At 66.9% G+C, this 20,429-nt stretch carries 23 protein-coding genes and 1 tRNA gene; 13 read left to right on the top strand and 11 right to left on the bottom strand.

Annotated features, from left to right (window positions below):
* The first annotated feature begins 161 nt into the window (after window positions 1-161).
* The 4 genes from KTJ87_RS05930 (at window position 162) to KTJ87_RS05915 (ending at window position 4,004) form a co-directional block, all read left to right on the top strand.
* Window positions 162-521, top strand: a complete 360-nt coding sequence (locus tag KTJ87_RS05930) for an MmcQ/YjbR family DNA-binding protein (RefSeq protein ID WP_267138179.1) — start codon at window positions 162-164, stop codon at window positions 519-521.
* Window positions 522-589: 68 nt separating this feature from the next.
* Window positions 590-1,759, top strand: a complete 1,170-nt coding sequence (locus KTJ87_RS05925; RefSeq protein WP_267138178.1) for a pyridoxal phosphate-dependent aminotransferase — start codon at window positions 590-592, stop codon at window positions 1,757-1,759.
* Window positions 1,756-2,589: an isocitrate lyase/PEP mutase family protein gene (locus KTJ87_RS05920; RefSeq protein ID WP_267138177.1), complete on the top strand. Its 834-nt coding sequence runs from the start codon at window positions 1,756-1,758 to the stop codon at window positions 2,587-2,589. Before KTJ87_RS05925 ends, KTJ87_RS05920 begins: the two co-directional genes overlap by 4 nt.
* Complete coding sequence (locus KTJ87_RS05915) at window positions 2,586-4,004, top strand: pyridoxal phosphate-dependent decarboxylase family protein (protein ID WP_267138176.1); 1,419 nt, start codon at window positions 2,586-2,588, stop codon at window positions 4,002-4,004. The genes KTJ87_RS05920 and KTJ87_RS05915 overlap by 4 nt, the downstream gene beginning before the upstream one ends.
* An 18-nt stretch (window positions 4,005-4,022) precedes the next feature.
* Here the strand turns inward: KTJ87_RS05915 and KTJ87_RS05910 are convergent, their stop codons facing one another.
* The 3 genes from KTJ87_RS05910 to KTJ87_RS05900 all read right to left on the bottom strand — a co-directional run bounded on the left by KTJ87_RS05910 (window position 4,023) and on the right by KTJ87_RS05900 (window position 7,471).
* Window positions 4,023-4,619 carry an outer membrane protein gene (locus KTJ87_RS05910; RefSeq protein ID WP_267138175.1) on the bottom strand — a complete coding sequence of 199 codons (597 nt, stop codon included), beginning with the start codon at window positions 4,617-4,619 and terminating at the stop codon, window positions 4,023-4,025.
* A gap of 189 nt (window positions 4,620-4,808) precedes the next feature.
* Window positions 4,809-6,626: an ABC-F family ATP-binding cassette domain-containing protein gene (locus KTJ87_RS05905; protein ID WP_267138174.1), complete on the bottom strand. Its 1,818-nt coding sequence runs from the start codon at window positions 6,624-6,626 to the stop codon at window positions 4,809-4,811.
* A 92-nt stretch (window positions 6,627-6,718) separates the two neighbouring features.
* Entirely contained in the window at window positions 6,719-7,471 is a 753-nt protein-coding gene (locus KTJ87_RS05900; RefSeq protein WP_267138173.1) for a GNAT family N-acetyltransferase, read from the bottom strand.
* 112 nt (window positions 7,472-7,583) lie between these two features.
* Between KTJ87_RS05900 and msrB the strand changes: the two genes are divergently transcribed.
* Complete coding sequence (msrB, locus tag KTJ87_RS05895; RefSeq protein ID WP_267138172.1) at window positions 7,584-7,979, top strand: peptide-methionine (R)-S-oxide reductase MsrB; 396 nt, start codon at window positions 7,584-7,586, stop codon at window positions 7,977-7,979.
* A gap of 57 nt (window positions 7,980-8,036) precedes the next feature.
* On the opposite strand, the gene KTJ87_RS05890 is transcribed toward msrB, so the two are convergent.
* Window positions 8,037-8,480, bottom strand: a complete 444-nt coding sequence (locus tag KTJ87_RS05890) for an outer membrane protein assembly factor BamE (RefSeq protein WP_267138171.1) — start codon at window positions 8,478-8,480, stop codon at window positions 8,037-8,039.
* A gap of 99 nt (window positions 8,481-8,579) precedes the next feature.
* Here KTJ87_RS05890 and KTJ87_RS05885 point away from each other — a divergent pair, with 99 nt between their 5' ends.
* The 8 genes from KTJ87_RS05885 (at window position 8,580) to KTJ87_RS05850 (ending at window position 14,132) form a co-directional block, all read left to right on the top strand.
* Window positions 8,580-9,128: a YceD family protein gene (locus KTJ87_RS05885; protein WP_267138170.1), complete on the top strand. Its 549-nt coding sequence runs from the start codon at window positions 8,580-8,582 to the stop codon at window positions 9,126-9,128.
* Between the two features lie 153 nt (window positions 9,129-9,281).
* Window positions 9,282-9,488, top strand: a complete 207-nt coding sequence (rpmF, locus tag KTJ87_RS05880) for a 50S ribosomal protein L32 (RefSeq protein ID WP_267138169.1) — start codon at window positions 9,282-9,284, stop codon at window positions 9,486-9,488.
* Between the two features lie 24 nt (window positions 9,489-9,512).
* Window positions 9,513-10,616, top strand: a complete 1,104-nt coding sequence (gene plsX / locus KTJ87_RS05875) for a phosphate acyltransferase PlsX (protein WP_267138168.1) — start codon at window positions 9,513-9,515, stop codon at window positions 10,614-10,616.
* Window positions 10,613-11,584 (top strand): beta-ketoacyl-ACP synthase III, encoded by a 972-nt coding sequence (locus tag KTJ87_RS05870; RefSeq protein ID WP_267138167.1) that lies wholly within the window; start codon window positions 10,613-10,615, stop codon window positions 11,582-11,584. The genes plsX and KTJ87_RS05870 overlap by 4 nt, the downstream gene beginning before the upstream one ends.
* 84 nt (window positions 11,585-11,668) lie before the next feature.
* Window positions 11,669-11,974: an integration host factor subunit alpha gene (ihfA, locus tag KTJ87_RS05865; protein ID WP_267138166.1), complete on the top strand. Its 306-nt coding sequence runs from the start codon at window positions 11,669-11,671 to the stop codon at window positions 11,972-11,974.
* Between the two features lie 14 nt (window positions 11,975-11,988).
* Complete coding sequence (locus KTJ87_RS05860) at window positions 11,989-12,825, top strand: MerR family transcriptional regulator (RefSeq protein ID WP_267138165.1); 837 nt, start codon at window positions 11,989-11,991, stop codon at window positions 12,823-12,825.
* Window positions 12,826-12,890: 65 nt separating this feature from the next.
* A tRNA-Pro gene (locus tag KTJ87_RS05855) sits at window positions 12,891-12,967 on the top strand.
* Between the two features lie 82 nt (window positions 12,968-13,049).
* Window positions 13,050-14,132 carry a 2'-deoxycytidine 5'-triphosphate deaminase gene (locus KTJ87_RS05850; RefSeq protein ID WP_267138164.1) on the top strand — a complete coding sequence of 361 codons (1,083 nt, stop codon included), beginning with the start codon at window positions 13,050-13,052 and terminating at the stop codon, window positions 14,130-14,132.
* Between the two features lie 9 nt (window positions 14,133-14,141).
* Here the strand turns inward: KTJ87_RS05850 and KTJ87_RS05845 are convergent, their stop codons facing one another.
* The 7 genes from KTJ87_RS05845 to argS all read right to left on the bottom strand — a co-directional run bounded on the left by KTJ87_RS05845 (window position 14,142) and on the right by argS (window position 20,383).
* Window positions 14,142-14,360: a hypothetical protein gene (locus KTJ87_RS05845; RefSeq protein ID WP_267138163.1), complete on the bottom strand. Its 219-nt coding sequence runs from the start codon at window positions 14,358-14,360 to the stop codon at window positions 14,142-14,144.
* An 18-nt stretch (window positions 14,361-14,378) separates the two neighbouring features.
* Window positions 14,379-15,029 (bottom strand): SMC-Scp complex subunit ScpB, encoded by a 651-nt coding sequence (scpB, locus tag KTJ87_RS05840; protein ID WP_267138162.1) that lies wholly within the window; start codon window positions 15,027-15,029, stop codon window positions 14,379-14,381.
* Window positions 15,022-15,825, bottom strand: coding sequence for a segregation and condensation protein A (locus tag KTJ87_RS05835; protein ID WP_267138161.1), 804 nt, complete (start codon window positions 15,823-15,825; stop codon window positions 15,022-15,024). Before KTJ87_RS05835 ends, scpB begins: the two co-directional genes overlap by 8 nt.
* Window positions 15,818-16,819 carry a beta-N-acetylhexosaminidase gene (gene nagZ, locus KTJ87_RS05830; RefSeq protein WP_267138160.1) on the bottom strand — a complete coding sequence of 334 codons (1,002 nt, stop codon included), beginning with the start codon at window positions 16,817-16,819 and terminating at the stop codon, window positions 15,818-15,820. The genes KTJ87_RS05835 and nagZ overlap by 8 nt, the downstream gene beginning before the upstream one ends.
* Window positions 16,816-17,715: an SPOR domain-containing protein gene (locus tag KTJ87_RS05825; RefSeq protein WP_267138159.1), complete on the bottom strand. Its 900-nt coding sequence runs from the start codon at window positions 17,713-17,715 to the stop codon at window positions 16,816-16,818. Before KTJ87_RS05825 ends, nagZ begins: the two co-directional genes overlap by 4 nt.
* Complete coding sequence (locus KTJ87_RS05820) at window positions 17,715-18,581, bottom strand: hypothetical protein (protein WP_267138158.1); 867 nt, start codon at window positions 18,579-18,581, stop codon at window positions 17,715-17,717. The genes KTJ87_RS05825 and KTJ87_RS05820 overlap by 1 nt, the downstream gene beginning before the upstream one ends.
* Before the next feature lie 77 nt (window positions 18,582-18,658).
* Window positions 18,659-20,383, bottom strand: a complete 1,725-nt coding sequence (argS, locus tag KTJ87_RS05815) for an arginine--tRNA ligase (protein WP_267138157.1) — start codon at window positions 20,381-20,383, stop codon at window positions 18,659-18,661.
* Window positions 20,384-20,429 lie beyond the last annotated feature (46 nt).

The raw sequence follows: 20,429 nt of genomic DNA, 5'->3' as shown, positions 1-20,429 counted from the left end.
TCCCGGCGGGGCTTTAACAACTTCGTTGGAAAGTGAAAACGAAAAGACCCCGCGCGACGATGTCAGCAGGGAATGCAGCAGGAAATGATGCCACGCGTTTTCATGGCTCCAGCGGTAGCCGCCGTGTTCCCGCATTGCAAGCGGCATGATAGCATCACGCCATGTTCAATGACCGTGTCACCGCCATCTGCACGCCGCTGCCCGGCGCCGAGGTCTCCGACCCCTGGGGCGGCGGACATGACGCGTGGAAGGTCGGCGGCAAGATGTTCGCCTGCATCGGCGCGGTGCAGCGCGGCGTCGTGGTCAAATGCGACTCGGTCGAGACGGCTGAGATGCTGCGCGCGGCGGGTGTCGGCACCAAGCCTGCGTATTTCCACCGCTCGTGGATCCTGTTGCCCGAGGATTGCCCCGAGGATGAATTGCGCCACCGGATCGAGGCGTCTTACAGCCTCATCCGCGCCGGGCTGACGCGCAAGGCACAAGCGGCGCTTGACCCCTGGCCGGTCAAGGGTTTCGGCTGACTGCGGGACGCATTGACAAGTCGGCGGCGCCGGGGTCGTGTGCACCAGGATACTTAACAGGTGAAGCAATGGAACTCTCGGCACGGATCACCGGGCTCAACGGCGGCGGCGGCGACGGCTGGGCGGTGTTCTACCAGGCGCGCGCGATGAAGGCGGCGGGTCAGCCCGTGACCGAGTTGACCATCGGCGAGCATGACGTGCCGACGGACCCGGCGATCCTGAACGCGATGATGCGCGCGGCGCGCGGCGGGCACACCGGATACGCCGACGTGCCCGGCCTGCCTGCCCTGCGCGCGGCCATCGCCGGACGGGTCGCGGCGCAGTCGGGCGTTGCGACGGGGCCCGAGAACGTGATCGTGACGGCGGGAGGACAGGCGGCGCTTCTGGCGGCCCACGCGACGACCTGCGATCCAGGCGACGGCGCGCTGCACCTCGATCCCTACTACGTGACCTATCCCGGCACGATCCGTGCCGTGGGCGCGGTTCCGCATGTCATCGCAACCTCTCCAGACAACGATTTCAAACCGTTGCGCCGCGATCTTGACGCTGCACCTCAGGCCCGCAGCCTGCTGATCAACACGCCGAACAACCCGACCGGCACGGTCTATGATGCCGCCACGCTGGACACCATCGCGGGCTTTGCACAGGACCGAGACCTGTGGCTGATCTCGGATGAGGTCTATGACAGCCAGGTCTGGGACGGCGCGCATTTCAGCCCGCGCGCCCTGCCCGGCATGGCCGCGCGCACGCTCGTCGTCGGCTCGATGTCGAAAAGCTACGCCATGACCGGCAGCCGCATCGGCTGGATCGTCGCGCCCGCGCCGGTGGTCGAGGCGCTGGCGAGCCTTGCGCTGGCCACCACTTATGGCGTGCCGGGCTTCATCCAGATGGCGGCGCTTTATGCGCTGAACCGTGGCCCGGACTTCGAGGCGTCCATCGCAGAGCCGTTCCGGCGGCGGCGTGACCTGCTTGCGGCCCGGCTTGAAGGGCAGAACGTGCTGCGGCTGATCCCGCCGGGCGGCGCGATGTATGCCATGCTCGACATCCGCGCGACGGGGCTTTCGGGCATCGAGTTTGCAAACCGCCTGCTGACCGAGCGGCTGATTGCCGTGATGCCCGGCGAAAGTTTCGGGCGCGCGGCGGCGGGGCATGTCCGGCTGGCGCTGACCCGGCCCGATGATGAACTGGACGCCGCCCTGACCAGCCTCATCCGCTTCACAGAGGAGATCACCCCATGACACGCGACATCGGCGCGGAGTTCCGCGCGCTGCACCGCCCCGGCATGCCCTTTGTCCTTGCGAACGCCTGGGACGCCGGGTCTGCCCGGATGCTGGCCGCCCTTGGCGCGCCCGCGATCGGCACGTCCTCTGCCGCACATGCCTTCACCCTTGGCCGCCGCGATGGCGGCACCGTGACCCGCGATGAGGCACTGGTCCATGCCGAGGCGCTTGTCGCGGCGGTCAACGTGCCGGTGTCCGGCGATTTCGAGAACGGATTCGGCGATGACCCCGAGACCGTGGCCGAGACCGTGCGCCTGTCCGCCGAGGCGGGGCTTGCGGGCATCTCCATCGAGGACACCGATTTCGCGGCCGGTGCGCCTTACGCCCGCGATCTGGCGGTGGAACGCATCCGCGCCGCCGTGGCCGCCGCCCGCGCCCTTTCGGGTGATTTCGTGCTGGTGGCGCGCGCCGACGGCGTGATGACCGGCGCCTACGGCATGGAAGAGGCCATCGCGCGGATCGAGGCGTTCGACGCCGCCGGGGCCGACTGCCTCTATGTGCCGATGCCGCCCGGCATGGCGTCCTTGAAGAAGGTCGTCGCGGCCACGGCCAAGCCGGTCAACGCGCTTGCAGCGGGCCGCTTTGCCTCGACCAGCCGTGACGCCTTTGCCGCTGCAGGGATCGCGCGGATCTCATTGGGATCGGCGCTGGCGCGCCTGACCCACCGGGTGATCGCCGAGACGGCAGGCGATATCTTCAACCACGGCGATTTCGGCGCGCTGGGGGCCGGGATGCCCGGCGCGGACGTCGATGCACTGCTGACCGGCGCCGGAAAGGACACCGCATGAACCACGACGATCTTGCGCATTGGTCGAAGCGAGCCGCCGACTGGACCCGCGACTATCACGCGGGCCTGCGGGACCGCCCGGTGCGCGCGCAGGTGCAGCCCGGACAGACCGCCGCCGCCCTGCCCGCGCAGGCCCCCGAAGCCGCTGAAAACATGGAAACGATCTTTGCCGATTTCGAGCGGATCGTGCCGAACGCCATGACCCACTGGCAGCACCCGCGTTTCTTTGCCTATTTTCCCGCCAACGCCGCCCCCGCCTCGATGCTGGCCGAACAACTGGCCAACGCCATCGCCGCGCAGGCGATGCTGTGGCAGACCTCGCCCGCGGCGACCGAGATCGAACAGGTCATGGTGCGCTGGCTGCGCGATGCCTTGGGCCTTGGCCATCACTTCACCGGCGTGATCCACGACAGCGCGACCACCGCGACCCTGTCGGCGGTTCTGACCATGCGCGAGCGGGCCCTGGACTGGCGCGGGCTGGAGGACGGGTTGTCGGGGATGCCGAAAATGGCGCTGTTTGCCAGCGGGCAGACGCATTCCTCGATCGACAAGGCGGCGCGTATCGCGGGGATCGGGCAGGCGAACACCATCAAGATTCCAACAGACGACACGCTGTCCATGCGTCCAGATGCCCTGAACAATGCACTGGTGCAGCACAAATCGAACGGAACGGCCATTGCGGGGGTGATCCTTTCCGTCGGCGGCACGTCGGTGGGCGCCTCGGACCGCATCGCCGAGTGCCTGAAGGTCGCCAAGGCGCATGATGCCTATGTCCATGTCGATGCGGCATGGGCTGGATCGGCGATGATCTGCCCGGAATTCCGGTATCTCTGGGACGGCGTCGACGGCGCCGACAGCATCGTCTTCAACCCGCACAAATGGCTTGGCGCGCAGTTTGATTGCGCGGTCCAGTTCCTGGCCGACCCGGTTCCGCAGGTCCGCACGCTGGGCTTGCGGCCCGAATACCTCAATACGCTGGGGCAGGACGAGATCACCAACTTCAATGAATGGACCGTGCCGCTGGGCCGCCGGTTCCGCGCGCTGAAACTGTGGTTCCTGATGCGCGCCTATGGCCTCGAAGGGCTGCGCGCGCGCATCAGGAACCATGTCACCTGGGCGGCGGAGCTGTGCGAGGTGATCCGGGGCATGGACGGCTTCGAGATCGTTACAGAACCCCGCCTGTCGCTGTTCACCTTCCGGCATGGCGACAACGCTGCGACCGAGGCGCTGCTGGAGAGGATCAACGACGACGGGCGCGTCTACCTGACCCAGACCCGCCACGACGGAGCCTTCGTGATCCGCGTGCAGGTGGGACAGTTCGACTGCACCCGGGATGACGTGATGTGTGTGGCAGAGGTTCTGCGCGACCTCACGTCACAAACGAAGAACGCCGGGCAAAGGCCCGGCGTTCAATGAGTTTCTCAGGCCAAAGGATCAGAAGCGGTAGCCGACCCGCGCCGAGAAGGTCGTCGCATCGACGTCGGTGGTCGTGTTGCCGACATCGTCGAAGCGGTTGTAAAGCGCCTCGGCGCCGACGGTCCAGCGATCGGTGACGGCATAGTCCATGCCGACGCCCACGTTGTAGCCGGTGTCGGAGAAGCTGTTGCCGTTCACGGTGCCGTTCGCCAGCGTCGCGCCGCCGGTTGCGTAGAACAGCGCGCGGTCAGCCTCGACGCCGAACTTCGCCTTCAGACGGGTGAAGTTGTCGATCCGGCCGGCGCCGCCGCCATAGGTGATGCCCGACTGCTGATATTCGGTTTCCGCACCCACGACGAAGTTGCCGAAGTCGTAGTTGTAGCCGACGAACGCGCCGCCGACGATGCCGTCACCGCTTGGGGCCGTGCTCGTCACCGACGTGCCATAGCCCAGCGACACACCGCCATAGCTGCCGGACCAGTCGACACCGGCGGGCGCTGCGACAGGCGCAGGCTGGACGATCACCGGCTCAACGGGTGCGGGGTCCAAGTTCCCGGCGAATGCCGAGGTCGAAATCAGGGCGGCGGAGCCGCCTGCGATCAGTAGCGTTTTCATGCCTGTCTCCATCGTTGTGGTTCGCAGCGTCGCGGCCGCCGTTCGGTGACGACCATCGCCTGCTCAACGGGCAGAAATCGGGTTTGTTCCGGGGTTGCGACGCGCGTTTCCGTGATCGTTTCGCATGCGCGCCGAATTGCCCAAACCGGGCCCGGGTGTCGGCGGAAAGATGCCTTTCACGCAGACGTGTCAGGCGCCCGCCTTTTCGGCGAGAGACAGCCATTCGTCCTCGCACCGCGCCAGCCGTGTCTGGCGTTCGGCCAGCGCCTCGGTCGCCTTGCGGAACTTCACCGGCTCCCGCGTGAACAACGCCGGATCCGCAAGCAACTGTTCCAGCTTGCCGATCTCGGCCTCGAGGCGCTCGATCTCTGCCGGAAGACTGTCCAGCCGGTGCTTTTCGGTAAAGGTCAGCGCAGGGTCCGGGGCTTTCGCGGAAGCCTTGCCGCTTACCGCAGGCTTCTGGGGGGCCGTCCGTGCAGGCTCGTCCAGCGCTGCTGCCTCCGCGCGCTGGTCGCGGTAGTCGCTCCACCCGCCGGCATAGACCGTCGCCTTGCCGTCGCCTTCCAGCGCCACCGTCGTCGTCGCCACGCGGTCGAGGAAGTCGCGGTCGTGGCTGACCACAAGGACGGTGCCGTCGAAATCGGCGACCAGTTCCTGCAACAGATCCAGCGTCTCGACATCCAGATCGTTAGTCGGCTCGTCCAGCACCAGAAGGTTCGATTGCCGCGCCATGATCCGCGCCAGCAGCAGCCGCGCCTTTTCCCCGCCCGACAGCGAGCGCACCGGCGCGCGCGCCTGCGCGTCCGAGAACAGGAAATCCTTGAGATAGCCGACCACATGGCGCGGCTCGCCGCGCACCATCACTTGGTCGGACTTGCCCGACACCCGCATGCCGTGATCGCCGGTCAGCGATTCCCAAAGCGTCAGGTCGGGGTCGAGCGCGCTGCGGTTCTGGTCGAACACCGCCATCTCGATGTTGGTGCCCAGGCTGACGCGGCCGGTGTCCGGCGCAACCTCGCCCGTCAGCATCTTGAGAAGCGTCGTCTTGCCCGCACCATTGGGGCCGACGAAGGCGATGCACTCACCGCGTTCCACGCGCAACGAGAACGGCCTCAGGATCGTGCGGTCGCCAAAGGATTTCGAGATGGCTTCGGCCTCGATCACCTTCTTGCCCGACTTCGGCCCGGCGTCGATCGCCATCGCCGCCGCGCCCTGCCGCCGGATCATGCCCGCCCGCGTCTCGCGCAGCTTGCCAAGTTCGCGCACCCGGCCCTGGTTGCGCTTGCGCCGGGCGCTGATGCCTTCGACGGCCCAGCGGGCCTCGGCCTTGATCTTGCGATCAAGCTTGTGGCGCGCGGCGTCCTCGTCGTCCCAGACCTTGTCGCGCCACGCCTCGAAATGCTCGAACCCTTGTTCCTGCCGCCGCACGACGCCCCGGTCGAGCCACAGCGTCGCGCGGGTCAGCGCGCGCAGGAAGGCGCGGTCGTGGCTGATGAGGATGAAGGCGGTGCGCGTGGTCTTGAGCTGATCCTCCAGCCACTCGATGGCCTGGATGTCGAGATGGTTCGTCGGCTCGTCCAGCAGCATCAATTCTGGCGCCTCGGCCATCAGCTTGGCCAGCGCCGCACGGCGGCGCTCGCCCCCCGAGGCCTTGTCGGTGGGCGTGTCGAGCCGCAGCTTCAGACCCTCGGCAGCCATCTCGACGCGGTAGGCGTCATCGGGATCGAGGCCGCTGGCGGCGAAGTCGCCCAGCGTCGCGAAGCCCGAGATGTCGGGGTGCTGTTCCATGTAGCCCACGGAAACGCCGGGCGGCACGACACGCGCGCCGCGGTCGGCTTCGACCAGCCCTGCCATGACCTTCATCAACGTCGACTTGCCCGATCCGTTGCGCCCCACAAGGGCAATGCGGTCGCCGGGTTGCACGGCCAGATCAAGGCCGTCGAACACGGGATCGCCGCCGAACGTCAGCGCGATATCGGAAAGCTGGAGGAGTGGGGGCTGTGCCATGGGCGCCGAGCTATCCTTGCCGCGCAGCGCCGTCAACGGGCGCAAAATCCTGACAGGATTTTGGTTCAGGATTTCGATGAAATCCTGTCGCCCTACCCGGCCGCCGCGCGCAACAGGCGCTGGCGCGCGGGCGGGATCGCCCGGATCTCCAGCCCGGTGAAGACATGCAGCGTGTTCAGGTCCCGGTCGACCACCGCGTGGTCCGACACCCAGCCGCCCATCACGAGATACGTGCGCAGCAGCGGCGGCATCGTCAGCATCGCGCGCTTGGCGTCCGGCTTGCGGCGCAGGCGGCGGGCAAAGCGGAACACGTTCGGCGCCTTGACCTTGGGCAGCCACAGCTTGGGCGCGAGGTGCCGTTCTTTCAGCATGGCGAAGGCATCGAGGTAATTCTCGGTCTCGGTGCCGTGGAAGGACGAGCAGCCGAACAGCATCTCGACTCCCTGCTCATCGACATAGCGGGTCATCGCGCCCCAGGCGACGCGCAGGATATCGGGGTCCTTGTAATCCGGGTGGATGCAGAAGCGCCCCATCTCGACCATCGGGCCGTCGAACGCCTCGAGCGCGCTGAGGTTGTAGTATTGCGCCGAATAGCTGCGTCCGATCTCGGTGCCGCGCGGCAGCGGCAGCAGGCGGAAACAGCACACGAGGCGGCCCGTCTTCACCTCTTCCACGAGAACGTGATCGCAGACCGCGTCGAAATCATCCGCATCGCGCGCGCCCTCGCGCGGGGCGGCGCCGGACGAGGCGATGAAGGTCAGGTAGCGCAGTTCCTGCGCCGCACGGATGTCGGCATCGCCCTTGGCGAAGCGCGCGGCGTAGCGGCCCTTGCGTAAGCTCAGCATGTCTTGCGCGCTCCTTGGCTTGGAGGACGGGGGATCACCGCCTAAATATGGTTCGAGGTGCATTAGCACACAAGATATGACAGCCGTTTGACGGCACAGGAGGACGCGAAAGATGGACAAGGTGGTCAAATCCGAGGCTGAATGGCAGGCCCAGCTTGACGATCTGGCCTACAAGGTGACGCGCAAGCACGGCACCGAGCGGGCCTTTACCCACGATGATTTCCCCAAGGCGCCCGGCACGTTCCGCTGCGTGTGCTGTGATGCGCCGCTTTTCGACCAGGAGCACAAGTTCGAAAGCGGCACCGGCTGGCCGAGTTTCTGGCAACCGCTGGACGGAGAGATGGTCGGCGAAAGCGTCGACAAGAGCTGGTTCATGACCCGCACCGAAGTGCACTGCAACCGCTGCGACGCGCATCTTGGCCATGTCTTTCCGGATGGCCCGCAGCCGACCGGGCTGCGCTACTGCATCAACGGAGTCGCGCTGGCCTTCGATCCCGAAGACGGCTGAAGCGTCGCGGCGGGGGCGTTAACGGCTCCTCGCCGCTATCTTGATGGCCGCCTTCGATCAGTTCAGCAGTTGCGCCGCGTCGAGACGGCCGATGTTGCCGAACAGTTGCCGCAAGAAGCCGATGCCCTCGACGTTGGAATCGGTTACGCGGCGCGACAAGGCCACCACGCGCCCCTCTTCAAGCCCGAAGCGTTCGATGTTGGTCACCACCTCGTCCTGGTTGAAGGTGATCGCCACGACCTCGCGGTCGACCTCCTGCTTGGGCAGCGGGCCGCGCGTCTGGAATTCCGAACGCACATAATACCAGCCCGCACCGTCGAGAACTCCGGCGGCGCTGGGCCGTCCGATCACGTCCTCCACCGAGGCCTTGGTGTCGACGCCGACGATGATTTCCTCCAGTTGCGCATCCGACGGGACATAGCCGTGGTTGCGCTCGATCGGCGAACATGCGGCGATCACGCACAGCACTGCGGCCGCGATCCAGCGTCTTGCCTTTGTCATGCTCTGCCTCCCAATGCCCTGACCCCTTGTCACGTGGCGTATCAATCCGTACCTCGACCTACATCACTCGGGACACAAGGTTCAAGAATTGGAAACGATATGGCCCAGATAGGCAAGGATCGCCTCAGACTGTCCGACCTGCCTGCAGGCGAGACGCGCGCATTCGTGATCGAGCCGGACGCGTCCGAGCGTGCTGCCATCGCCGCAGACCTGGGCATCCTGGGCCTGCGCAAGCTGCGGCTGGAGGGGCGGCTGATCCCCGACGGCAAGCGCGACTGGCGGCTTGAGGCGGTGCTGGGCGCGACGGTGGTGCAGGCCTGCGTTGTCACCCTCGATCCGGTCTCGACCCGCATCGACGAGGCAGTGAAGCGCCGCTACAGCGCCAATCCGCCCGAGGTGCCCGAGGCCACCGAGGTCGAGATGCCCGAGGACGACACGGTCGAGCCGCTGCCCGAGACGCTGGAGCTTGGCGCCGTGATGCGCGAGGCGCTGGCGCTGGCGCTGCCGCCGTTTCCGCGCAAGGACGGTATCCCGCCGGTCGAGGCCCGGTTCACCGAATCCGGTGCCGAGCCGCTGACCGATGATGATGTGAAGCCCTTTGCCGGGCTTGCGGAACTGCGCGACAAGCTGGCCCGGGACAAGGACTGAAACCGTCCAGATACCCCCTTGCGCTGCCGGGGAATCCGAGTATGTTCCCGGCTTCGCTCGACAGGGTTCGAAACGGAACGGCCACGGCCGCGAAACACCCTGCAGATATTCATGAATTTGGGGACATGCGCCCCGGAAGACCGAGGTTGAGACATGGCTGTCCCTCAGAACAAGATCACGCGCTCGCGTCGCAACATGCGCCGCTCGCATGACTCGCTGACCGCTGAGAACCCGAACGAATGCCCGAACTGCGGCGAGCTGAAGCGCCCGCACCATGTGTGCGCGTCCTGCGGCCACTATGCCGACCGCGAAATCGTCGCACAGGCCGACGAGATCGACCTGGACGAAGACGCGGCCTAATTCTGGCCGGCGGCGCATAAGCGTATGTCGGATTTCCCTTCGGCCAATGTGACGCCCAGCAAGCGTATCGTGATTTCGGTCGACGCCATGGGCGGAGACCGTGGACCTGCCACCGTGGTGGCAGGTCTTGCGCATTCGGCGCGCAAGAATCCCGACATCGCCTTTATCCTGCACGGTCCCGAGGACGTGCTGTCCCCGCTCGTGCGCAAGCGCAAGATCGAGGACCGCTGCGTCATTCGCCACGCCGACGGCGTGGTGACGATGGATGAAAAGCCATCCTACGTCATGCGCCACGGCAAGGGCACGTCGATGTGGTCGGCGATCGAGGCGGTGCGCGACGGCGATGCCGAGGTCTGCGTGTCCTGCGGCAACACCGGCGCGCTGATGGCGCTGTCGATGGTGCGCCTGCGCAAGCTTCCGGGCGTGAACCGGCCCGCCATCGCCTGCCTGTGGCCGTCGCGCAACCCGGGCGGGTTCAACGTGATGCTGGATGTCGGCGCCGACATCCGCGCCGATGCACAGGACCTGATGCAATACGCCCTGATGGGGTCAAGCTATGCCCGCAACGGGCTTGGCCTCAACCGGCCGCGCGTGGGGCTTCTGAACGTCGGCACCGAAGAGCACAAGGGCAGCGCAGAGCTGCACGACGCGCATGAGCGCATCGCGGCGGCGGCGGCCAGCGGCCAGTTCGAATTCGTCGGCTTCGTCGAAGGCGGTGACATCCCGTCCGCGCGGGTGGACGTGGTGGTGACGGACGGCTTCACCGGGAACATCGCGCTGAAGACCGGCGAAGGCACCGCGTCTCTGATCCGCGACTTCCTGAAAGAGGCGTTCAACGCCACGCCCCTCAGCCGCATCGCCGCGCTGCTCGCGCTGACCTCGCTGCGCCGCCTGTCGAAACGGATCGACCCGCGCCGGGTGAACGGCGGGGTGTTCCTTGGCCTCAACGGCACTGTCGTGAAAAGCCATGGCTCGGCGGATGCCACTGGCGTCTCCTCGGCGATCAAGCTCGCGTTCACGCTGGCACAATCAGGATTTACCGACCGACTGGCGGCACGGGTTGCATCCGTCCCGTCCCTCGCCCAGTCTGAGCCACGCGCCGGGGAAGAGAGCGAGCAGGACCAATGACGACCAGAGCCGTTGTGCGGGGCGTGGGACACTACCTGCCCGACCGCATCGTTCCGAATTCGGAATTCGAGACATCGCTGGACACCACGGACGACTGGATTCGCTCGCGCTCGGGGATCGAGCGTCGGCATTTCGCGGCCGAGGGCCAGACCACGTCGGACCTGGCGCAGCGCGCGGCACGGGCCGCATTGAACGACGCCGGGATGCAGATCTCCGAGGTCGACGCGCTGATCGTCGCCACCTCGACCGCCGACCTGACCTTTCCCTCCGCCGCGACGATGGTGCAGGCCGCGCTTGGCATGACCAAGGGCTATGCCTTTGACGTGCAGGCCGTCTGCGCGGGGTTCATCTATGCGCTGGCGAACGCCAACGCGCTGATCGTCTCGGGCCAGGCCCGCACCGTCATGGTGATCGGAGCGGAAACCTTCAGCCGGATCATGGACTGGAGCGACCGGTCGACCTGCGTGCTGTTCGGTGACGGCGCGGGGGCGCTGATCGTGCAGGCCGAAGACGCTGCGGGCACCCCGCAGGATCGCGGCATCCTGTCGACCGACCTCAATTCCGATGGGCGCTACAAGGACCTGCTTTATGTCGATGGCGGTGTGTCCACGAACTCCACCGGCTACCTGAGGATGCAGGGCAAGGAAGTGTTCCGGCACGCGGTCGAGAAACTGGCCGACACGGCGCATGCCGCGCTCGGCAAGGCCGGGCTTGGCGCCGACGATGTCGACTGGATCGTGCCGCATCAGGCGAACCTGCGGATCATCAAGGCGACCGCTCAGAAGATGGGGCTGCCGATGGACAAGGTCGTCGTGACCGTCCAGGACCACGGCAACACCTCGGCCGCGTCGATCCCGCTGGCCCTGTCGGTCGGCAAGGCGCGCGGCCAGATCAAACCGGGCGATCTTCTGGTCACCGAGGCCATCGGCGGGGGCCTTGCCTGGGGCTCGGTCGTGCTGCGCTGGTGACACGTCAAGCGCCTGCTCCAAGTCATTGAGATTGACTCGGAAAAATCCCTGACCCTATGCTCACGAAAGTTTCAGGAGATGAGTATGGGCGAAAACACGTTGACCCGCATGGATCTGAGTGAGGCCGTGTTCCGCGAGGTCGGGCTTAGTCGCAACGAATCCTCGCAACTCGTGGAAAGCGTGCTTTTGCACATCTCCGATGCGCTGGTCGCGGGCGAGACCGTCAAGATCTCGTCTTTCGGCACCTTCAGCGTGCGCGACAAGGCGGCCCGCGTCGGCCGCAATCCCAAGACCGGAGAGGAAGTGCCGATCAGCCCGCGCCGCGTGCTGACCTTCCGGCCGTCCCACCTCATGAAAGAGCGTGTCGCAGCCGGGAACAAGAAACACTAAAGGCCCGTCTTCGCATGGAAAAATCCCCCGACGCCTTCCGCACCATAAGCGAGGTCGCCGACTGGCTCGGCACGCCGACGCATGTGCTGCGCTTTTGGGAAAGCCGGTTCACGCAAGTGAAGCCGGTCAAGCGCGCGGGCGGGCGTCGCTACTATCGCCCCTCTGACATGGAACTGTTGGGCGGCATCAAGAAGCTCCTGCACGAAGACGGCATGACCATCCGCGGCGTGCAGAAGATGCTGCGTGAAGAAGGCGTGAAACACGTCGCAGCGTTGGCCCCGCCGCTGGATCTGGAGGATTCGCTCGAGGCGCCGTTCACTGAAGCGCCAGAGGAACAGACCGGCGCCGAAGTGCTGGCATTCGAGCAACGGCGCGGCGGTACGCGGGCCGCCCGGCGCGCGGAAGCTGCGGCCGAGGCGGACGCGCAGGACAAGCCTGCCCTCGATCCCTCGCCCGCTGCCGCCCCTGATCTGCCGCCAGAGCCAGAGCCAGAGCCTGCGACCGACGATGCCGTTGCAGCCCTGTTGGCCGAGACCGGCGCCGACACCCCGCCCGAGGCGGAAACCGAAGCCAAGGACGCTGCGGCCCCGCCGCCCGCCGAGCCTGTCAGCGCCGCGCCCGAAGACCTTGGCCCTGCCCCGGCCCCCCCGACTGCAGAGCCCGAGGCACCCCCCTCCGTTCCGCCTGTCGTCGCCCCCGAACCTGCACGTCCGCATGTGTCGGCCCATGATCTTATCTCGTCCCTGCGCGACGGTGCGCGCCCCGATGCGGCTGCGCTGCGGCCCCTTTACGAGCGTCTGACCCGGCTCAGCGTGCGCATGGCGGCAGAGCCGACGCCGAAGTCCGATTGACCTGCATCGGGGATGGAGATTTTCCCTTGCCCCCACCGGCGAAACCGGTATGTAGGCCTCCACGTCGGGCTATGGCGCAGTCTGGTAGCGCGTCCGTCTGGGGGACGGAAGGTCGTAGGTTCAAGTCCTGCTAGCCCGACCAAAACACATCGCGCCCCTGCGGTTGCAGCGGGCGCTTTTTGTTGCCTGCGGGCAGCCGGACGGGCCCTGGGGAACCGCGCAGCATGACCGGAACCGGCGTTCTTCCAGATCATCAGATCGCAGCGCTGCTGGATACGGGCGCGATCGCTTGCGACAGGCCGCCCGTCGAGGGGCAGATCCAGCCCGCCTCGCTCGACCTGCGCCTTGGCACCACCGCCTACCGCGTGCGCGCCTCGTTCCTGGCGGGGCACGGACAGCGCGTGATCGACCGGCTTGCCGATTTCGAGATGCACCGCGTGGACCTGTCGAACGGTGCGGTGCTCGAGAAGGGCTGTGTCTACCTCATCCCGCTGATGGAACGGCTGGACATGCCGGACGGCGTGACCGCCGTGGCGAATGCCAAGTCCTCGACCGGGCGGCTTGACCTTCTGACGCGGGTGATTGCCGACGGAGGCACCGAATTCGACCGCATCCCCGCAGGTTATCAAGGTCCGATCTATGCCGAGGTCTGCCCGCGGTCCTTTTCGGTGCTGGTGCGGCCCGGAATGCGGCTCAACCAGATCCGGTTCCGGCGGGGTCAGGCGATCCTGACGGACGCCGAACTGACGGCGCTGCACCAGGAGACCGGGCTGGTCACGGGCGAGCCCGTGATCGGCGACGGGCTTGGCTTTTCGGTAGACCTGCAGCCCGAGGATGGCGATCTGGTCGGCTTCCGGGCCAAGCCGCATACCGGGGTGATCGACCTTGACCGGCTGGGCCACTACACCCCCGGCGAGTTCTGGGAAGACATCCGCACACGCGAGGGGCGCATCATCCTCGATCCCGGCGCGTTTTACATCCTCGTCAGCCGCGAGGCGGTGCACATCCCGCCCGACTATGCCGCCGAGATGGCGCCGTTCCTGGCGATGGTGGGCGAATTCCGGGTGCATTACGCCGGGTTCTTCGACCCCGGCTTTGGCCATGACGCGGCAGGCGGCGCGGGATCACGCGGCGTGCTGGAAGTGCGCTGCCACGAGGCGCCCTTTGTGCTGGAGCATGGCCAGACTGTCGGCAGGCTGGTCTATGAACGCATGTCCGCGCGCCCTGAGGTGCTGTATGGAGCGGGCATCAAGTCGAACTATCAGGGCCAGGGCCTGAAGCTGTCCAAGCACTTTCGCAGCGCGTGACGGGCCGGTTCAGAACCGCCCCAGCCTCCGCGTGACACGGGCCGCCTGACGCGCACGCTTGGACGTCTCGGCACCCTGCTGCGCATTGCGCGCCTGCGCCTGGGGATCGTCGGTCTTGGACTTGCCCATCCGCTTGCTCGCGGCAGAAATCCCCGCGTTGATGCCGCGCCCCACAAGCCGCCGCATCACAAGTCGCATCACCATGTTGATGATCTGGTTGGCATTCATGATCGTGCCTTCCTCTGGTTACTCTTCGAACATATCGCCCTGATCGTCATCCTCGGCGTCGTCATCGTCGCTGGTGTCCGCGCGGCCCGGCATCGAGCGGGCATCCAGAAGGCCCGCCGCCCGCAATTCGCGCAGGCCCGGCAGGTCGCGCGTGCTTTCCAGACCGAAGTGATCCAGGAACCCCTCTGTCACCACATATGTGACGGGACGGCCCGGAGTCATCTTGCGGCGGCCGAACCGGATCCATTCCAGTTCCAACAACTGGTCTACCGTGCCTCGGGACACCGAAACACCCCTGATTTCCTCGATCTCGGCGCGGGTCACGGGCTGGTGATAGGCGATGATCGCCAGTGTCTCGACGGCGGCGCGGCTTAACTTGCGCTCTTCGGTCACGTCCTTCTGCATCAGAAAACCGAGGTCGGGCGCAGTGCGGATCGCCCAGCGGTCGCCGACACGCACCACCTGCACGCCGCGCCCCGCATAGCGACGGCGCAGGTGCTGCACGGCCTCTGCAGCGTCAGACCCGTGCGGCATCCGGCCCGCCATCTCGGCGATGGACAGGGGTTCGGCGCTGGCGAACAGCATCGCCTCGACCATGCGCTCCTGCTCGGCCATTGGCGGCGCGCTGAACAGCATCGGATCGCGCTCGGGTGCGGTGTCGTCAGCCATCGAGCGCCTCGCGTCTGCGGATTTCGATGGGATCGAAGGTGCCGCCTTGACGGATTTCGATACGCCCCGCCTTTGCCATCTCAAGCGCGGCGGCAAAGGTCGCTACCGTGGCCGAGCGGCGGCGGACCGGGTCTTCCGCCCAGCCATGCGGCAGGAACCGCGACAGGTCGGCCCAGTCGCCCGCAAAGCCGATGAGGTGGCGCATTTCCTCAAGCGCCTGCTCCATCGTCAGGACATTGTCGCGGTCCATCACGTAGGGGCGGAAATCGTCGCGGGTGCGGATGCGGGCATAGGCCTGCATCAGGTCCAGCAGCGTCGCGCTGTACGTAACCTTGCGGCTGCGGGTGATGTCCTCGGGGATGCCGCGCACGAAGATCTCGCGCCCCAGCCGGTCGCGACCCATCAGCCGCGCCGCCGCCTCGCGCATCGCTTGCAGGCGTTCAAGCTGGAACGCCAGATGCGCCGCCAGATCCTCGCCCGATGGCCCGTCTTCCTCGGGTTCGGGGGGCAGCAAGAGGCGCGATTTCAGGAACGCAAGCCACGCCGCCATCACCAGATAGTCGGCGGCCAGTTCGATCCGCAACTCCTTGGCGCGCTCGACAAAGACAAGATACTGCTCGGCCAGTTGCAAGACCGACACCCGGCGCAGGTCGACCTTCTGGGTGCGCGACAGGGTCAGCAGCAGATCGAGCGGTCCCTCGAAGCCATCGACATCAACGATCAGCGCCTCGGCCGCGCGCCGCGCGTCGATGCTGGTCACCGCTTCGAATTCGTCGTCGTCCGGGCCGTCAGCCATGAACCTCGCCCCCGAGAAGCCTTGAAAGCTCGGCCTCGGCGGCCTCGATGTCAATGGGTTCGGGCGATTTCCGGCAGGCCAGCGCCGCCTCTGACCGTGCCAGTGCCGCCTTTGACAACCTGCCAGAGGCTTCCGCCACGACCCTCATCTCGGCCATGTCGCCGTTGCAGTGCAGGATCAGGTCGCACCCGGCGGCAAGGCTGTCCTGGCACCGATCCGCCATTGGATCGCTCAGCGCCTTCATCGAGATGTCGTCGGTCATCACCAGCCCGTCGAAGCCGATCTCGCCGCGCACGATGCGCATCACCTCGGGCGAGGTGGTGGCCGGGCGGTCGTCGAACGCCTCGTAGACGATATGCGCGGTCATCCCGAGGGGGATGTCGTTCAGCCTGCGGAACGCCTCGAAATCCCTCTCGAACAGCGCTTCGGCAGGATCGCTCAGGCGCGGCAGGTCGTGGTGACTGTCGGCGACCGCGCGGCCATGTCCAGGGATGTGCTTGAGGATCGGCAACACGCCGCCGTCAAGGCAGCCGTCCGCGACAGCGCGCGCGACGGCAACAACGTCGTCCACATTCGTGCCATAGCAGCGGTTCTTCAGGAACGGGTGCGTGGTGTCGTCGGCGATGTCGGCCATCGGCGCACAGTTGGCGTCGATCCCCAGCGCGCGCAATTCGTCCGCGATCAGGCGATAGCGCAGGTACATCGACCGCGCAGCATTCTCGCCCGCCCGCGCCACCTGATCGAGCGGCGGCAGCCAGTCGCGCGCCAGCGGCGGGCGCAGACGCTGCACGCGCCCGCCTTCCTGGTCGATCAGGATCGGCGCGTCGCGGCCCACGCCGTCGCGCAGCGCATCGCACAGCGCGCGGATCTGGCTTGCGTTCTCAAGGTTGCGGTCAAAGACGATGAACCCCCAAGGGTCGGCATCGCGGAAAAAGGCGCGCTCCTCGGCGCTCAGTTCCGTCCCCGCGCAGCCATAGATCGCGGCGCCCGTCACCGTGTCACCACCGGGATGCAGTTCGCCCCGCCGTCCTGCAGCACGGCGCAGAACCGGCGCGCATCGGCGAGGGCATCGAAGCCGACCGCGCGCAAACGGTAGAACGCCTTGCCGCCAGAGGTGGCGCGCTGCACGGTGCGGGACTTGTCGATCAGGAAATCGGGGAACCGCGTGGCAAGACGCGCCCATTCCTGTTCGGCCACCTCGGGGCTGTCGAAGGCGCCAAGCTGAACCAGCTGCGTGCCGGGGGCAAGGCTGGCCGGATCGACGGCATCGCCGCGCACCGCGCGGTCGACCCGCGCCACGAGGGCCGCGGCGACAAGATCGCCCGAAGGACGCGGGCGCGGGATCGGCGAGGCCGCGATGCCGGGCACCGAGGGCGGCACGAGCGCCAGTTCACGCTCGGGGTTTGCCGTGTCGCCAACACCAAGGCCGGGAACACCCTCGGGTATCGCTGGGTCCAGCGTGACCGGCGCCATCACGGCAGACGTATCCTGGATCGCGCGCGGCACCGCCAAATTCGCAGCGGCAAGAAGCGCAAGGTCGGCCGCTGGAACATCCTCGGCGGCCAGCGACAGCGGGCGCGGCGCAAGGATGATGCGGTTGGGCGGCGGCGCGACGGCACCCGTCCCGGCGATGGCATTGACGGCAAGCCCCTGCTGCACGGGCAATTCGCCGCCGGGAGACTTGGGCCGCATGCGCATCGCACCCTGTTCGGCCCGCACGACGGGAATCCCCGCGACGTCGCGCGACACCAGCTTGTAGCCCCAGCCGCCAAGTCCCAACACCAGCGCAAGCGACAGGAGCGCGCCGATCCAGGTCACGGCAGAGGTCAGCGTGTGCCCGTGATCCGCGCCCTGGTCCTCGACGAACCCTCGCCCGCCCGTGACGGCCATCAAAGCTTCTCCACTACGCCCCTCGGGACACACACGAGTTCGGACTGTCCGGCGGCATGGACGGTCTGCGGTGGCAGGGCGCCGGGGGCTGCGGCAACGGCTGCAGGCACGGCACCGGGCGCCGCGACTGCGCGAATGATGCGGAAGTCGCCATTTGCGGCCTCTGGCCGGGGCTCGGCATTGGTGAAGGCGATGTTGGTCAGCGCGATGTCATCGCCGTCGTCGATCAGGGTGACGTCCTGCTGCCCGCCAAGCGCCTCGAGGATCGCCCGCCGTGTCGCGTCTTCCTCCCGCTCGGAGGCCGTCATCGCGGGCGTCGAGGCGATCTGCGCAGACGGCCGGCGCACCGGGCGCGGCGAGGCGGCAACGGCCGCTTCAGTGCGCGGCTGAACCGTGCCTTCGGGCAAAAGCGTGTCCATCTCCTCGGCCACTGCGGCCGGGCGCGGCAGCGCGGCGGCGGCAAGGTCAAGCGGCTCTGGCGGCGCGATGCGTAGCGGCGCGGGTGCGGACAATGCCCCGCCCGAGCGATCCGCCGACGTGAAGGTCGCCGTCTCCATCGCCTCGTCGACACCGGCGGCGTCAAGCTCGGCCACCTGTTCGGGCACCTGTTCGGGCGTATCCGCCTCGGGCGCGGGCAACTCGGCTATCCTGACATCGGACGGTGCAGGCGGAACGACGCCATTCAGCGCAAGGACGACCGGCACGCCGGACACGTCCCGCGACACCAGATCGGCCATCCACAGCGTCGGCGCACCAACGACGGCCACGGCCAGCGCCGCGCCCGCGATATGCGACCAATGGAAGGAAATGGCGCCAACACGCCAGCCCGACGGCCGCATCGCGGCCCGAAGTTCGTTGTCACCCATCACTGCCTCGATCCCGCCTGTTCCGGCGGATTATCTTTGCCTGCCACGCGACCCGGTGGCCAAGGCGCGCCTTGTGGTCAGCGCATTTCCTCGACCGGGGTCACGCCAAGAATACCCAAACCTGCGCAAATAACAACGCCGACGGCCCGGGGCAGCGCGATTTTTCCTGCCGATGCGGCAGGATCGTCGTCTTGCAGGAAGCGCAGCGCGGGTTTGTCGTTGCCCCGGTTCCACAGCGCGTGGAAGTCCGAGGCAAGGTCATAGAGGTAGAACGCGATGCGGTGCGGCTCGTGTCCCTTGGCGGCGATCTCGACCAGACGCGGCCATTCCGCCAGCTTCTTGGCCACCGCAACCTCGGCCTCATCGGTCATGTCGGGCGTATCGGTCAGGGTGATCCCCTGCTCTGCCGCCTTGCGCAGGACCGAGTTGATCCGGGCATTGGCATACTGGACATAGAACACCGGGTTGTCCTTGGACTGCTCGGTGACCTTGTCGAAATCGAAGTCCAGCGGCGCGTCGTTCTTGCGCGTCAACATCACGAAACGGGTCACATCGGCGCCGACCTGATCGACCACGTCGCTGAGCGTGACGAAATTGCCCGCGCGCTTGGACATCTTGAACGGCTCGCCGTTCTTGTAGAGCTTGACCAACTGCGTCAGCTTGATGTCCAGCGGCACCCGTCCCTCGGACAGCGCCGAGACGGCCGCCTTCATCCGTTTGACATAGCCGCCGTGATCGGCGCCGAAGACGTCGATCAGCTGGTCATAGCCGCGCTGCACCTTGTCGTAGTGATAGGCGATATCGGGCGCGAAATAGGTCCAGGCGCCATCGGATTTCATGATCGGGCGGTCGACATCGTCGCCGTGGTCGGTCGAGCGGAACAGCGTCTGTTCGCGCGGCTCCCAGTCATCGGGGGTCTTGCCCTTGGGCGGCTCCAGCGTGCCCTTGTAGATCAGGCCCTTGGCGCGCAGGCTTTCGATGGCGGACTCGATCAGCCCGGTCCCATACAGCGATTTTTCGGAATAGAAGACGTCCATCTCGACGCCGAGCAATTTCAGGTCGGCGCGGATCAGGTCCATCATCGCCTCGGTGGCGAAACTGCGCACCTCGTCCAGCCAGACCTCTTCGCCCTGCCCGACATAGGCCTCGCCGACCTTGTCGCGCAGCGCTTGTCCGACGTCGATCAGGTATTCACCGGGATAGGTGCCGTCGGGAAACTCGACCGCCTCGCCATGTGCCTCAAGATACCGCAGGTAGACCGACCGCGCGAGGACATCGACCTGCGCGCCGCCGTCGTTGATGTAGTATTCGCGGGTGACATCATACCCGGCATAGGCAAGGAGCGACGCCAGCGCATCGCCGAACACCGCGCCGCGGGTGTGGCCCACATGCAAGGGGCCGGTCGGGTTGGCCGAGACATACTCGACGTTCACCTTGCGGCCCTGCCCCAGCCCGGTGCGGCCATAGTCTGCGCCATCCGACAGGATGCCCGTGACCAGCCGTGACCACATCGACGCATCAAGCCGCAGGTTCAGGAACCCCGGCCCGGCCACGTCGGCGCTTTCGACACGCGGATCGGCGATCAGCCGGGACGCCAACGCCTCGGCGATGTCGCGCGGCTTGAAGCCCGCAGGCTTGGCCAGCACCATCGCGGCATTGGTCGCCATGTCCCCGTGCGCGGCGTCGCGCGGCGGCTCGACCGCGACGTTCGACAGATCAAGCCCGGCGGGCAAGGCACCTGACTCCTGCATCTCGGCAAGCGATTTCAGCACCAGCGCGTGAATGTCGGTGAATAGGTTCATCCGCCCGTTCCTTTCGAGGATCGGGCGGGGTGTAGCATGCAAGCGG

The sequence above is a fragment of the Anianabacter salinae genome (genome assembly GCF_019061145.1).
Taxonomy (GTDB): Bacteria; Pseudomonadota; Alphaproteobacteria; order Rhodobacterales; family Rhodobacteraceae; genus Anianibacter; species Anianibacter salinarum.
The sequence above is the reverse complement of the archived record's forward strand: the minus strand, read 5'-3'. Positions and strand labels throughout refer to the sequence as shown.

Coding starts and splice junctions, on each gene's coding strand:
- KTJ87_RS05930 (WP_267138179.1), top strand. CDS start 162: ATGTTCAATGACCGTGTCACCGCCATCTGCACGCCGCTGCCCGGCGCC.
- KTJ87_RS05925 (WP_267138178.1), top strand. CDS start 590: ATGGAACTCTCGGCACGGATCACCGGGCTCAACGGCGGCGGCGGCGAC.
- KTJ87_RS05920 (WP_267138177.1), top strand. CDS start 1,756: ATGACACGCGACATCGGCGCGGAGTTCCGCGCGCTGCACCGCCCCGGC.
- KTJ87_RS05915 (WP_267138176.1), top strand. CDS start 2,586: ATGAACCACGACGATCTTGCGCATTGGTCGAAGCGAGCCGCCGACTGG.
- KTJ87_RS05910 (WP_267138175.1), bottom strand. CDS start 4,619: ATGAAAACGCTACTGATCGCAGGCGGCTCCGCCGCCCTGATTTCGACC.
- KTJ87_RS05905 (WP_267138174.1), bottom strand. CDS start 6,626: ATGGCACAGCCCCCACTCCTCCAGCTTTCCGATATCGCGCTGACGTTC.
- KTJ87_RS05900 (WP_267138173.1), bottom strand. CDS start 7,471: ATGCTGAGCTTACGCAAGGGCCGCTACGCCGCGCGCTTCGCCAAGGGC.
- msrB (WP_267138172.1), top strand. CDS start 7,584: ATGGACAAGGTGGTCAAATCCGAGGCTGAATGGCAGGCCCAGCTTGAC.
- KTJ87_RS05890 (WP_267138171.1), bottom strand. CDS start 8,480: ATGACAAAGGCAAGACGCTGGATCGCGGCCGCAGTGCTGTGCGTGATC.
- KTJ87_RS05885 (WP_267138170.1), top strand. CDS start 8,580: ATGGCCCAGATAGGCAAGGATCGCCTCAGACTGTCCGACCTGCCTGCA.
- rpmF (WP_267138169.1), top strand. CDS start 9,282: ATGGCTGTCCCTCAGAACAAGATCACGCGCTCGCGTCGCAACATGCGC.
- plsX (WP_267138168.1), top strand. CDS start 9,513: ATGTCGGATTTCCCTTCGGCCAATGTGACGCCCAGCAAGCGTATCGTG.
- KTJ87_RS05870 (WP_267138167.1), top strand. CDS start 10,613: ATGACGACCAGAGCCGTTGTGCGGGGCGTGGGACACTACCTGCCCGAC.
- ihfA (WP_267138166.1), top strand. CDS start 11,669: ATGGGCGAAAACACGTTGACCCGCATGGATCTGAGTGAGGCCGTGTTC.
- KTJ87_RS05860 (WP_267138165.1), top strand. CDS start 11,989: ATGGAAAAATCCCCCGACGCCTTCCGCACCATAAGCGAGGTCGCCGAC.
- KTJ87_RS05850 (WP_267138164.1), top strand. CDS start 13,050: ATGACCGGAACCGGCGTTCTTCCAGATCATCAGATCGCAGCGCTGCTG.
- KTJ87_RS05845 (WP_267138163.1), bottom strand. CDS start 14,360: ATGAATGCCAACCAGATCATCAACATGGTGATGCGACTTGTGATGCGG.
- scpB (WP_267138162.1), bottom strand. CDS start 15,029: ATGGCTGACGACACCGCACCCGAGCGCGATCCGATGCTGTTCAGCGCG.
- KTJ87_RS05835 (WP_267138161.1), bottom strand. CDS start 15,825: ATGGCTGACGGCCCGGACGACGACGAATTCGAAGCGGTGACCAGCATC.
- KTJ87_RS05825 (WP_267138159.1), bottom strand. CDS start 17,715: ATGGCCGTCACGGGCGGGCGAGGGTTCGTCGAGGACCAGGGCGCGGAT.
- KTJ87_RS05820 (WP_267138158.1), bottom strand. CDS start 18,581: ATGGGTGACAACGAACTTCGGGCCGCGATGCGGCCGTCGGGCTGGCGT.
- argS (WP_267138157.1), bottom strand. CDS start 20,383: ATGAACCTATTCACCGACATTCACGCGCTGGTGCTGAAATCGCTTGCC.